Source organism: Crossiella cryophila, from assembly GCF_014204915.1.
GTDB classification, from domain to species: Bacteria; Actinomycetota; Actinomycetes; order Mycobacteriales; family Pseudonocardiaceae; genus Crossiella; species Crossiella cryophila.
The window spans coordinates 7,172,691-7,186,880 of record NZ_JACHMH010000001.1 but is presented as its reverse complement, the minus strand read 5'-3'; the positions used below and the strand labels follow the sequence as shown (position 1 = coordinate 7,186,880).

Here is a 14,190-nt window from a genome sequence, read left to right as displayed (position 1 = left end):
GCAAGCTGCGCAGGCGCAACCAGGAACTCACCGCCGCCGCCACCGAACCGCTGGCCATCGTCGGGATGAGCTGCCGCTACCCCGGCGGCGTCAACTCGCCGGAAGACCTGTGGCAGCTGCTGATCCGTGGCGGGGACGCCATTGGCGACTTCCCGGCCGACCGGGGCTGGCGGCTGGGCGAGCTGTTCCACCCCGACCCCGCGCACCCCGGCACCTCCTACAGCGACCAGGGCGGTTTCCTCGGCCAGGCCGCGGCCTTCGACCCGGAGTTCTTCGGCATCTCCCCGCGCGAGGCCCTGGCCATGGACCCACAGCAGCGGCTGCTGCTGGAGACCTCCTGGGAGGCCCTCGAACGCGCCGGGCTGCGGCCGGAATCGTTGCGGGGGAGCAGGACCGGCGTGTTCGCCGGGGTGATGTACCACGACTACGGGCCGCCGCTGGAGTACTCCGCCGGCGCCACCGACGGGCACCGGCTCACCGGCACCACCGCCAGCGTGCTCTCCGGCCGGATCGCCTACACCTTCGGCTTCGAGGGCCCCGCGGTCACCGTGGACACCGCCTGCTCCTCCTCCCTGGTGGCCATCCACCTGGCCGCCCAGGCCCTGCGCAACGGCGACTGCGAACTGGCACTGGCCGGTGGGGTCACGGTGATGTCCACCCCTGGCACCTTCGTGGAGTTCTCCCGTCAGCGCGGTCTGTCCACCGACGGCCGCTGCCGCTCCTTCGCCGCCGACGCCGACGGCACCGGCTGGTCGGAGGGTGTTGGCGTGCTGGTGCTGGAAACCCTGTCCAGGGCCCAGGAAAAAGGGCACCGGGTGCTGGCCGTGCTGCGCGGCAGCGCGGTCAACTCCGACGGCGCCAGCAGCGGCCTGACCGCGCCCAACGGTCCATCCCAGCAACGCGTGATCCGGCAGGCACTGGCCACCGCCGGTCTGTCTACTGTGGACATCGCAGCGGTGGAGGCGCACGGCACCGGCACCCGCCTGGGCGATCCCATTGAGGCGCAGGCATTGCTGGCCACCTACGGGCAGGGCCGCGCCGAACCACTGCTGCTGGGCTCGCTGAAGTCGAACCTGGGCCACACCCAGGCCGCGGCCGGGGTGGGCGGCGTGATCAAGATGGTGCTCGCGCTGCGGCACGGGCTGCTGCCGGAAACCCTGCACGTGCGGGAGCCCTCGCCGCTGGTGGACTGGTCCTCGGGGTCGGTGGCCCTGCTCACCGAGGCCCGGCCTTGGCCCGAGGGACTGCGGCGGGCGGCGGTGTCCTCCTTCGGCATCAGCGGCACCAACGCCCACGTGATCATCGAACAGGCGCCGGAACCGGCGGCACCCGTGGCTGCGGCCGGGCCGGTCGCGCTGACCTCGGTGCCGATCGTGGTCTCCGGGCGCGGACCAGCGGCGTTGCGGGCCCAGGCCGGGCGACTGGCCGGGGGACTGGCGGCCGAGGACGAGCTGACCGCACTGGGCGCGTCGCTGGCCATCGAGCGGACCGCGTTCGAGCACCGGGCGACCATCCTGGCCAAGTCGGTCGGCCAGCTCCGCGATGAGCTGCGTGAGCTGGCCGAGGGCGACGGCGAGGTCCGGGTGGCCGGACCGCGCAAGGTGGTCTTCGTTTTTCCCGGGCAGGGACCGCAGTGGCCGGGGATGGCCGTGGAACTGCTGGAGACCTCACCGGTGTTCGCCGGTGCCATGGCCGAGTGCGCCGAGGCGTTGCGGCCGCATATCGACTTCGATCTCCTGGACGTGTTGCGGTCCGGCGACTTCGAACCGACCGAGATCCTGCAGCCCACCCTGTTCGCGGTCATGGTGTCGCTGGCCGCGCTGTGGAAGTCGGTCGGGGTGGTGCCGGACGCGGTGGTCGGGACCTCACAGGGTGAGATGGCCGCGGCGGTCGTGGCCGGGGCGCTGTCACTGGCTGATGCGGCGCGCGCGGTTGCGTTGCGCAGCAAGGCGATTGCCGAGGGACTGACCGGGTTCGGCGGCATGCTCTCGGTCGCATTGCCGTTGGCCGAGGTGGAAATGCGGCTGGCGGAGTTCCCCGAACTGAGCGTGGCCGCGCTCAACGGGCCCAGCTCCACCGTGGTGGCCGGTGCCGAGGCAGCACTGGTCAACTTCGCCGAAGAGCTTGCGCGGCAAGGTGTCTGGGCGCGGCGGGTGCCGATCGAGTACCCCTCGCACACCGCACACGTCGAGCTGATCCGCGAGCGGGTGCTCGGGTTGCTGGAACCCGTGCGCCCCAACGCCGAGGCGATCCCGTTCCACTCCACCGTGACCGGCGACTGGCTTGCCGCCACCGAGCTGACCGGCGAGTACTGGTACCGCAACCTGCGGCGGCCGATCCGGTTCGAGCCGTCGGTGCGGGCACTGCTGGCCGAGGGCTTCGACACCTTCGTCGAATGCAGCCCGCACCCCGTGCTGCTGACCGGTGTCCAGGAGACCATCGAGGCGACCGGGGTCACCGCGCTGGCCCAGGGCACGGTGCGCCGCGGCGACACCGAGACCGACCACTTCCTGACCGCGCTCGGCGCACTGCACGAGCACGGCGTCCCGGTCGACTGGACCGCCGTCTTCGCCGGGGCCGGTCGGTGCGAGCTGCCCACCTATGCCTTCCAGCACAGTCACTTCTGGCTGCCCAGCACCGCGGGCGGCCCCACACTGACCGGGCTCGGCACTGCCGGGCACCCGCTGCTCAGTGCGATGATCTCCCTGGCGGGCAACGAGGACACCGTGTTCACCGGCAGCCTCACCGAGGCCGCCTCGCCGGAGTCGGTGCTCGACCTAGTGCTGCACGTGGCGGCCTTGACCGGGTTCGACCGGGTCGATGAGCTGCGGCAGGACGCGCACCTGGATACCGGGCGGATCCAGGTGCGCGCCGCGGCCGACGGCGCGATCACGGTGTTCTCCCGGGCCGCCGACGACCTGCCGTGGACCCGGGTGGCCATCGCCTCGGCCTCCGCCACCGACCGGGAACCGGTGGTGGTGCATGGTGACTGGCCCACCGAGGAGCTGGAACTGCCCGCGGACGCCCCCGCCGCGCTGACCCGGGTGTGGCGAGACGGCTCGGACGTGTACGCCGAGGCGGTGTTGCCCGAGGACACCCCGGAACGGGTGCTGCACCCCGAGTTGCTGGCCGCCGTGTTCGCCGCGCTCGATGTCGCTGGGCAGCCGGTGTCCTGGCGTGCGGTTCGGGTGCACCTGCCCGGGGCCACCACGGTCCGGGCCCGTCTAGCGCCGGTAGACAAGGCGGAGTACTCGGTGCTGCTCACCGACCTCGACGGCGCGGTGGTCGCCACCGTCGGTGGGGTGCGGTTCGACCGGACCCGCGAGCAGGCGTTGCCGCTGTACGAGGTGGTGCTGACCCCGGTGCGGCTGCCCGAGTCCGGCGAACCGGGCGAGGTTGTCTACGCGGACTTGCCACCCGGCGAGACACCGCTGGCCGCCACCACCCGCGCCCTGGAACTGCTCCAGACCTGGATCCGCGAACCGCACGCCGAAGGCGCCCGCCTGGTGGTCCGCACCGGCGAGGACCTCGCCTCGGCCGCGGTGGGCGGTCTGGTGCGCTCCGCGCAGACCGAGTACCCCGACCAGTTCGTGCTGCTGGAATCCGACGGCAGCGTCGACCTCGACCGTGCCCTCGCCACCGGCGAACCACGACTGGTCCTGCGGGACGGTCAGGCCTTCGCGCCCCGGCTCAGCACGCTTACCGACCGGTCGGTAGACACGCCTGCGCTGGACGGAACCGTGCTGATCACCGGCGGCACCGGCGTGCTCGGCGCGCTGGTGGCCCGCCACCTGGTCACCGCGCACGGCGTGCGGCACCTCCTGTTGGCGAGTCGCCGCGGCCCGGCAGCCGAGGGCGCCGCGGCACTGCGCGCGGAACTGGAATCCCTCGGCGCACGGGTGACCATCGCCGCCTGCGACGCCGCCGACCGGGACGCCCTGGCCGCACTGCTCGATTCGGTCCCCGCCGAGGCCCCGCTGGTCGGCGTGGTGCACACCGCGGGCGTGGTGGCGGACGCCGTGCTGGCCTCGCTCACCCCGGACCAGCTCGCCAGGGTGCAGGAACCCAAGATCACCGCCGCGCTGAACCTGCACGAGCTGACCGATCATCTCGACCTCGCGCTGTTCGCGTTGTTCTCCTCCTACTCCGGGCTGCTCGGCAACGCCGGCCAGGCCGCCTACGCCTCGGCCAACGCCTTCCTGGACGCCCTCGCCCAGACCCGCCGCGAACAGGGCAAGGCGGCGATCTCGCTGGCCTGGGGCCTGTGGGCGCCCAGCAGCGGGGTCACCGGCCAGCTCGCCGAAGCCGACCTGGCCCGGCTGGCCCGCGCCGGGATCGAACCGCTCAGCCCCGAGGACGGGCTCGCGCTCTTCGACGCCGCACTGTCTACCGACCGTTCGGTAGTCGCGCCGGTGCGGCTCAACCTGGCCGCCCTGCGCGCCCAGGGCGACCAACTGCCCGCCCTGCTGCGCGGCTTGGTCCGGGTGCCCGTACGCCGGACCGGGCGGCGGTCCGCGCTGGCCGAACGCCTGCGCGCGGCCACCGAGTCCGAGCGCGCCCGCCTGGTGCTGGACCTGGTGCGCGCCGAGGTGGCCACCGTGCTCGGCCACGCCGACCCCGGCCACCTCGACCTGGACCGGGCCTTCCGCGACCTCGGCTTCGACTCGCTCACCGCGGTCGACCTGCGCAACCGCCTCGCCGCCCGCACCGGCCTGACCCTGTCCACCACCCTGGTCTTCGACCACCCCAGCCCGGCCGCACTGGCCGCCCACCTGATCACCGAGTTCGCCGGGGCCACCGAGACCCGGCCGGAGACCGCCGCCGCCACCCCGCTGGACGACCCGATCGCCATCGTGGCCATGTCCTGCCGCTTCCCCGGCGGCGTGGACTCGCCCGAGGACCTGTGGCGGCTGCTGGAGGAGGGCGGCGAGGTGCTCTCCGCGTTCCCGGACAACCGGGGCTGGGACCTGGACCGCCTGCACGACGACGACCCCGACCGCACTGGCACCAGCTACGCCCGCACCGGCGGCTTCCTGCACCAGGCCGACCGCTTCGACGCGGCCTTCTTCGGCATCCCGCCGGTGGAGGCACTGGCCATGGACCCGCAGCAGCGGATCCTCCTGGAGGTGGTGTGGGAGGCGTTCGAGCGTGCCGGGCTCGACCCGACCGCCCAGCGTGGCAGCCGCACCGGAGTCTTCATCGGCACCAACGGCCAGGACTACGGCCGCGGCCGGACCACCGCCGCGGAGGACGTCGAGGGCTACCTGCTCACCGGCACCGCCGCCAGCGTGCTGTCGGGCCGGGTGTCCTACACGCTGGGGCTGTCCGGACCCGCGGTCACCGTGGACACCGCGTGCTCCTCGGCACTGGTCGCGGTGGACCAGGCGGTGAAGGCCTTGCGCAGCGGCGAATGCGGCCTCGCGCTCGCCGGTGGCATCAGCATCATGTCGACTCCCACCGCGTTCGTGCAGTTCTCCCGGCAGCGCGGGCTGGCCCCGGACGGGCGCTGCAAGGCATTCGCCGCGGGCGCCGACGGCACCGGCTGGTCAGAGGGCGCCGGAATCCTGCTGCTGGAACGGCTTTCCGACGCGCGCCGCAACGGGCACCAGGTGCTCGCGCTGGTGCGTGGCAGCGCGGTCAACTCCGACGGCGCCTCCAACGGCCTCACCGCCCCCAACGGCCCGGCCCAGCAACGGGTCATCCGGCAGGCACTGGCCGCGGCCGGACTACGACCGTCCGAAGTGGACATGGTCGAGGCACACGGTACCGGCACCGCACTGGGTGATCCGATCGAGGCGCAAGCCCTGCTGGCCACCTACGGGCAGGACCGGGACACCCCGCTGCTGCTGGGCGCGGTGAAGTCCAACCTCGGCCACACCCAGGCCGCCGCCGGTGTCGCGGGCGTGATCAAGTCCGTGCTGGCGCTGCGGCACGGCGTGCTGCCCAGGAGCCTGCACCTGGACGAGCCGAGCCCGCACGTGGACTGGACCGCCGGCGACATCGCCCTGGCCACCGAGGCCACCCCGTGGCCGGAGACCGGACGCCCGCGCCGGGCCGGGGTGTCCGCCTTCGGCATCAGCGGCACCAACGCGCACACCATCCTCGAACAGGCCCCCGAAGTCCCCGCGTCACAACCGGAACCGCCCTCGGTGCGCACGCCGGTGCTGCCGTGGGTGCTCTCCGCACGCGGCACGCCCGCCCTGCGGGCCCAGGCCGCCCGGCTGCACACCTGGCTCGCCGACCGGCCGGAACACTCCACTGTGGACGTTGCCTGGTCGCTGTCCCGGCATCGCGCGCTGCTGGAACACCGGGCCGTGCTGGTCGGGGCGAGCCGGGATGAGTTGCTGGGCAAGCTTGAGTTGCTGGCTTCTGGCGAACTCGCGACCGAGACGGGTGCGGCCCGGCCGCGGCGACTGGCCATGGTGTTCTCCGGACAGGGCAGCCAGCGGTCCGGTATGGGTGCCGAACTGTGCGCGGCGTTTCCGGCCTACGCCAACGCTTTCGCCGAGGTGTGCGCGGAGTTCGACCGGCACCTGGACCGCCCGCTGCGCGAACTCGTGTTCGACGCCGACCCGGCCGTGCTGGAGCGCACCGAGTACACCCAGCCCGCGTTGTTCGCCATGCAGACCGCGCTGTACCGCCTGGTGAATCAGTGGGGCGTGACCCCGGACCTGCTGCTGGGCCACTCGATCGGCGAGCTGACCGCGGCGCACTTGGCCGGGGTGCTCAGCCTGCCGGACGCGTGCGCGCTGGTCGCGGCCAGGGGCAGGCTGATGCAGGCCCAGCGCGCGGACGGTGCGATGGCCGCGATCGAGGCCACCGAAGCCGAACTCGCGCCGGATCTCGGTGCAGGAGCGGACCTGGCCGCGGTGAACGGGCCGCGCAGCGTGGTGATCTCCGGAGATGCCAACGAGATCGAGCGGATCCAGGCGAAGTGGCGCACGGCCGGGCGGCGCACCAGTGCGTTGCGGGTCAGTCACGCCTTCCACTCCGCGCACCTGGACGGCATGCTCGCCGACTTCCGGGCCGTGGCCCAGGGCATCAGCTACGCGGAGCCGCGGATCCCGTTGGTGTCCAACCTGACCGGCGCCATCGCCGAGCCCGGCCAACTCACCGATCCCGAGTACTGGGTGCGGCACGTGCGGGCCACGGTCCGCTTCGCCGACGGCGTGCGCGCGGCCGAGGCGGACGGGGTGACCGCGGTGCTGGAACTGGGCCCGGACGCGATCGCCGCCGGGATGACGCAGGAATCCCTCGCCGATCCGGCGGCCACCGTCGTGCTGCCCGCGCTGCGCCGCGACCAGCCCGAGGTCACCGCACTCACCACCGCGCTGGCCGAACTCTCCGCCGCCGGGGTGGCACTGGACTGGTCCGCGGTGCTGACCGGTAGGGGTGGACGGTCGGTGGAGCTGCCGACCTACGCGTTCCAGGGCAAGCGATTCTGGCTGTCCACAGTGGACGACATTGTCGAGGCTGAGCCAGTGGCCACGGAACCCGATCTGCTGGCTGAGTTGGCGGTGTTGAGCGAGATCGAGCGGGCCGGGTTGCTGCGGTCGGTGGTGCGCCGGGAGACCGCGCGCGTGCTCGGCTACGCCAGCGCGGCCGAGGTGCCACCGGAGGCGGTGTTCGCCGAACTCGGCATGGACTCCCTGGCCGTGGTGCGACTGCGCACCGCACTGGCCCAGCGCACCGGCCTGGACCTGCCGCTGACCATCACCTTCGACCACCCCACCGCCGCCGACCTGGCCGAGTTCCTGGCCAGCAAGACCGGCGCCGGCAACCCGGTGGACGTGCTGCTGCGCGAGCTGGACCAGGTCGCCGCCGCCCTGCCGAGGATCGCCGACGGCGCGGGCCGGGCCAGGCTGGCCGAGCGGGTGCGCGAGCTGAGCGCCCTGCTGGGCGAACAGGCCGGGCCCGAACCGGTCTCCGATGACGAGCTGTTCCAACTGATCGAGGAAGAGTTGGGTGCGGAATGAGCGAGCAGAAGCTCCGGGACTACCTCAGCCGGGTCACCGCCGATCTCAAGCGCACCCGTCAATCCCTGCGCGAGCACCAGGCGCGGGCCAGTGAGCCGATCGCGATCATCGGCATGGCCTGCCGTTACCCCGGCGGGGTCACCGGCCCGGAGCAGCTGTGGCGGCTCGCGGAGTCCAATGTGGACGCCATCAGCGAGTTCCCGGCGGACCGGGGCTGGGACCTGGCCGCGGTGCGCGACCAGCTCGCCACCAGCGCGAGTGGTTTCCTCACCGGGATCGACCGGTTCGACCCGGAGTTCTTCGGCATCTCCCCGCGCGAGGCGGTGGCCATGGACCCCCAGCAGCGACTGTTGCTGGAAACCGCCTGGGAGTCCCTGGAACACGCCCGGATCGCACCAGACTCCTTGCGCGGCAGCGACACCGGCGTGTTCGTCGGCACCTGCGCCCAGGACTACCCGGAACTGCTGCGCGACACCGCGGACGACGTGGCCGGTTACGTCGGCACCGGCAGCGGGGCCAGCGTGATGTCCGGCCGCATCTCCTACACCCTCGGCCTGCAAGGCCCGTCGTTCACCGTGGACACCGCCTGTTCGGCCTCACTGGTCGCCCTGCACAACGCGGTACGCGCGCTGCGGGCAGGCGAGTGCTCGCTCGCGCTGACCGGCGGGGTGGTCGTGATGACCACCCTCGCACCGTTCCTGGAGTTCACCAGGCAGGGCGGCCTGGCCCCCGACGGCCGGTGCAAGTCCTTCGCCGAACACGCCGACGGCACCGCCTGGGGTGAGGGCGCGGGAATGCTGGTGCTGGCAAGGCTTTCCGACGCCGAGCGGGCCGGGCACCGGGTGCTCGCGGTGATCCGCGGTTCGGCGATCAACAACGATGGCGCCTCCAACGGCCTCACCGCACCCAACGGCGCCGCCCAGCAACAGGTCATCCGGCACGCACTGGCCAACGCCGGACTCGCACCGTCCGAAGTGGACACCGTGGAGGCACACGGCACCGGCACCGTGCTCGGCGACCCGATCGAGGCCGGTGCGCTGCTGGCGACCTACGGCCAGGATCGGGACCAGCCACTGCTGCTGGGCTCGCTGAAGTCCAACATCGGCCACGCCCAGGCCGCGGCCGGGGTTGGCGGCGTGATCAAGATGGTCGGCGCGCTGCGAGCTGGGATGCTACCGGGGTTGCTGCACCTTAAGGAACCGTCCTCGCGGATCAACTGGTCTGCCGGTGCGGTGGTCCCGTTGGCGCACAACACCCTGTGGCCGGAGACCGGTCGTCCGCGCCGGGCGGCGGTGTCCTCGTTCGGGGTGTCGGGCACCAACGCACACGTGATCCTGGAGCAGGCCCCGGAAAACCTGTCCTCCCAACGGGAAGAGGCACCGGCGAGCGTGCCGTGGCTGCTGTCCGGGCGGACTCCAGCGGCACTGCAAGCCCAGGCCGGTTCGCTGGCCGAACACCTGGCCGAGCGGCCTGAACTCGACGCAGCCGACCTGGCCTATTCACTGGCCACCACCCGCACCCGGTTCGAGCACGGCGCGATCGTGGTCGGCGACCGGGCGGCGGCGCTGGCGGCGTTCACCGCACTGGGCCGGGGCGAGGAGTCCGCCGCGATCACCCTGGTGCGCGGAGCTGGCAGGTCCGCCCGGCCGGTGTTCGTGTTCCCAGGGCAGGGTTCGCAGTGGGTTGGCATGGCGGTGGAACTGCTGGCCGAGCCGGTGTTCGCGGATTCGATGGCCGAGTGCGCCAAGGCATTCGGTGAGTTCGTGGACTGGTCGCTGCTGGATGTGCTCGCCGACGCCGAGCTGCTCCAGCGGGTTGACGTGGTGCAGCCGGTGTTGTTCGCGGTCCACGTTTCGCTGGCTCAGTTGTGGCGTTCGTACGGTGTGGAACCGGCAGGAGTGGTCGGCCATTCGCAGGGCGAGATCGCGGCGGCGTATGTGGCCGGGGCACTGTCACTTGTGGACGCTGCGCGCGTGGTGTGCCTGCGATCGAAGCTGATCGCGGGGGAGTTGGCCGGGCTGGGTGGCATGGTCGCACTGCCGGTTCCGGTTGCGGAGGCTGAGCTGTTGGCTGCCGAGCATGGGTTGTCGGTGGCTGCGGTGAATGGGCCGGAGTCGGTGGTGGTCTCGGGTCCGGTGGGCGGCGTGGAATCGTTGCTGGCCGCGGATGGCAGGGCTCGGCGGATCGAGGTGGACTACGCCTCGCATTCCGTTGCGGTGGAAGCCATCCGTGAATCCCTGCTGGCCGCACTGGCCGGGATCCGGCCGCAGTCCGGCACGGTGCCGTTCTACTCGGCGTTGACCGGTGGCCGCTTCGACACCGCAGGCATGGATGGCGAGTACTGGTACCGCAACCTCCGCGAGCGGGTGGACTTCCACGGCGCGGTCACCGCGTTGGCGGACAACGGATTTGACCTGTTCATCGAGTCCAGTGCGCATCCGGTGCTGGTCACCGCGCTCGCCGAGAGCACAGGACTCACCGCCCTGGGCACGCTGCGCCGTGACCACGGCGGCCCGGACCAGATCCACCGGGCGCTCGCCGCCGCCGGTCACCACGGGGCAGCAGTGGACTGGCGGGCAGTCCTCCCAGGCGGACGCCCGGTGGATCTACCCACCTATGCCTTCCAGCGGGACCGGTGCTGGCCGCGGGCGGGTGCGAGCCGGGCCGATGTGACCGCGGCCGGACTCGCCGATCCCGGGCACCCGCTGCTGGGTGCCGGCGTCGAACTGGCCGGTGGGGACGGGCACCTGTTCACCGCGAGCCTGTCCCTGGCCACCCACCCCTGGCTGGCCGACCACGCGGTTGACGGCACCGTCCTGCTGCCCGGCACCGCGTTGCTGGAACTCGCCGTGCGCGCCGGGGACGAGGTCGGCTGCCACCGGGTGGACGAGCTGGTGCTGGCCACACCCCTTGTGCTGCCAACGGATGGCGCGGTCCGGGTGCAGGTGCGCCTGGCCGGACCCGACACCGACGGACGTCGTGCGCTGCGGGTGCTGGCCGACTCCGGCGCTGGCTGGGCCGAGCACGCCACCGGCACGCTGTCCACCGGAACCGACGAGGAACCCTTGGCCGCACTGGGTTCCTGGCCACCGGCGGCCGAACAGCTGGACGTCTCGGGCCTGTACCCGGGACTGGCTGCCGAGGGTTACGGGTACGGCCCGGCCTTCCAGGGCCTGACCGCAGCCTGGCTGGCCGGGGACACCGCCTACGCCGAGGTCGCGCTGCCCGAACCGGTGCGCGCCGACGCAACCGCCCACGGCCTGCACCCGGCCCTGCTGGACGCCGTGCTCCACGCCACCAGCCTGCTCGGCAGTGCGGGGGTGCTGCCCTTCGCCTGGACCGGTGTCCGCCTGCACGCCCACGGTGCCACCGCGCTGCGGGCCAGGCTACGCCGGATCGGCGCGGACACGGTGGAACTGCTGGCCACCGACCCGGCTGGCGAACTCGTGCTCACCGCGCGTTCCCTGGTGTTGCGCCGCCACACCACCGCCCGCCCCGCCAGCGCACCGCTGCACCGCATCGCTTGGCAGCCGATCGCCACCGAACCGGCCACCCGCGCCGTCACCGAACTCGACCCGGCGACCTGGACCCTGCCCACGCACACCCCGCAGGCCGCCCTGGTTCGACTGTCCACTGAGGACGAAGGTCCGGAGGCGGCCCAGGCACTGACCGAACGGGTGCTGGCGCTGCTTCAGGCATGGCTGACCGCGGAGCACCTGACCGAGACGCCGTTGCTGTTCCACACCAACGGATACGGCCCGGCCGTGGCCGCCGCGCGTGGGCTGGTCCGGTCCGCGCAGACGGAGAACAGCGGCCGGTTCGTCCTCCTGAACAGCGACACCCCCGAGGTCTCACCCGACCTGCTCGCACGCGCCCTGGCCATTGGCGAACCGCAGCTCGCCGTGCGCGAGGGCACGCTGCTCGCCGCCCGCCTGGCCGCACCCGGCACCCTCACCCCGCCGGCCGGGACCGCCTGGCGGTTGGAGACCACCCGCAAGGGCAGCCTGGACGACCTGGACCTGGTGCCCTGGCCGCGTGCCGAGGAACCCCTTGCCGCACATGAGGTCCGGGTGGAGGTGCGGGCCGCGGGCATCAACTTCCGCGATGTCTTCGACGCGCTGGGCATGAACAAGCGGGCGGACACCCCGCTGGGCGCCGAACTGGCCGGTGTGGTCCTGGAGACCGGCGCCGAGGTCGTGGATCTCAAGCCCGGCGACCGGGTGTTCGGCATCGGGGTCGGCACGTTCGGGCCGCTGGTGGTGACCGATCACCGGATGCTCGCGCCGATGCCGCCGGAGTGGAGCTTCACGCAGGGCGCCTCGGTGCCGATCGTGTTCCTCACCGCCTACTACGGGCTGCTCGACCTCTGCCAGGTGCGGGCAGGTCAGTCGCTGCTGGTGCACTCGGGCGCCGGAGGCGTTGGCATGGCCGCCATCCAGCTTGCTCGGCACTGGGGCCTGGAGGTCTTCGCCACCGCGAGTGAGGGCAAACAGCACGTGCTGCGCGAGGCCGGGATCCCCGAGGATCACATCGCCTCCTCCCGCACCCTGGACTTCGAGCCGAAGTTCCTGGCCACCACCGGGGGCCGGGGCGTTGACGTGGTGCTCAACTCGCTGGCCGGGGAGTTCGTGGACGCCTCGCTGCGGCTGCTGCCCAGGGGCGGCCGGTTCGCCGAGATGGGCAAGACCGACATCCGCCAGCAGGTTCCGGACGGCATCGGCTACCGCGCCTTCGACCTCGCCGAACTCACCCCCGACCAGATGCGCGAACGGCTCGGCCACCTCGGCGAGCTGTTCCGGGCAGGCATCCTGCACCCGCTGCCGGTGGCCACCTGGGACGTGCGCCGCGGCCGGGAGGCGTTCCGGCACATCAGCCGGGCCCGGCACATCGGCAAGGTGGTGCTCACCATGCCCCGCCGCTGGCACCCGGACGGCACCGTGCTGATCACCGGTGGCACCGGCGGCCTGGCCGCCACCCTGGCCCGGCACCTGGTGTCCGCCAAGGGAGTCCGGCACCTGCTGCTGGCCAGCCGCAGCGGCCCGGCCGCACCCGGCGCCGCCGAGCTGGTGGCCGAACTGACCGCCCAGGGCGCGCGGGTACGGGTCGCCGCCGGGGACATCGGTGATCAGGACTTCGTCACCGACCTGGTGGTCGGTATCCCCGCCGAACACCCGCTGACCGCGGTGGTGCACGCCGCAGGCGTCCTCGACGACGGGGTGATCGGCTCGCTCACCCCGCGACGCCTGGCCACCAGCCTGCACGCCAAGGCCGGTGGGGCCTGGCACCTGCACCAGGCGACCCGGCACCTGGACCTGGCCGACTTCGTGCTCTACTCCTCCGCCGCCGCGGTCCTGGGCAGCGGCGGCCAGGGCAACTACGCCGCCGCCAACGCCTTCCTGGACGCCCTCGCCGAACACCGGCACGAACAGGGCCTGCCCGCCACCGCCATGGCCTGGAGCCTGTGGGCCGAGGCCAGCGGCATGACCAGCGCGCTCACCGCCGTTGACCTGCGCCGGATCGCCCGCTCCGGCCTGCCCGCACTGTCCGCCACCGAGGGCCTGGCCCTGTTCGACGCGGCCCTGGCCTGCGCCGAACCCGCCGTGGCCACCCTGCGCCTGGACCTCCCGGTACTGCGCGCCGGGGGTACGACGCCGCACCTGCTGTGGGCGCTGGCCGGGGTCACCGGGCGCAGGCAGGCGGGTGCTGAGGCAGCCGGGCTTACCGACCGGTTGGTAGGGATGCGTGCGGCGGACCGGATCGCCGAGCTGACCAGCCTGGTCGCCGCCCAGGCCGCCGCGGTGCTCGGGCACGCCGACGGCCGGGTGCTGGAGGCCGACCGGCCGTTCAAGACCCTGGGATTCGACTCGCTCACCGCGGTGGAGCTGCGCAACCGGGTCGGCGCCCTGCTCGGCCTGCGGCTGGCCCCGACCATCGTCTTCGACCACCCCACCGCCGAGGCCCTGGCCAACCACCTGACCGAACGGTTGGTAGGTACGGCCGCGCCGGTGGAAGACCCGTTGCTCGCCGAGCTGACCCGGCTGGAGCAGGCCGTCGGCGGCTTCACCGGCGCGGCGGCAGTGCGCGAGCAGGTGGTGCGCAGGCTCTCCGCCCTGCTCGCCGAGGTCACGCGACCCGAGGACGTCACCGATCTCGGCGCGGCCAGCGACGAGGAAATGTTCGAGCTGCTCGGCAAGGAGTTCGGGATCTCATGACC

Annotated in this window: 1 protein-coding gene and 1 pseudogene; both read left to right on the top strand. The window is 72.7% G+C overall.

Going from position 1 to position 14,190, the window contains the following annotated elements:
• Positions 1-32: 32 nt before the first annotated feature.
• Positions 33-7,976: pseudogene (locus tag HNR67_RS45090) on the top strand (SDR family NAD(P)-dependent oxidoreductase); the annotation flags it as partial.
• On the top strand, positions 7,973-14,188 hold the full coding sequence (locus HNR67_RS31190) for a type I polyketide synthase (RefSeq protein WP_185005744.1): 6,216 nt from the start codon (positions 7,973-7,975) through the stop codon (positions 14,186-14,188). The pseudogene HNR67_RS45090 and the gene HNR67_RS31190, both read left to right, overlap by 4 nt.
• Positions 14,189-14,190 lie beyond the last annotated feature (2 nt).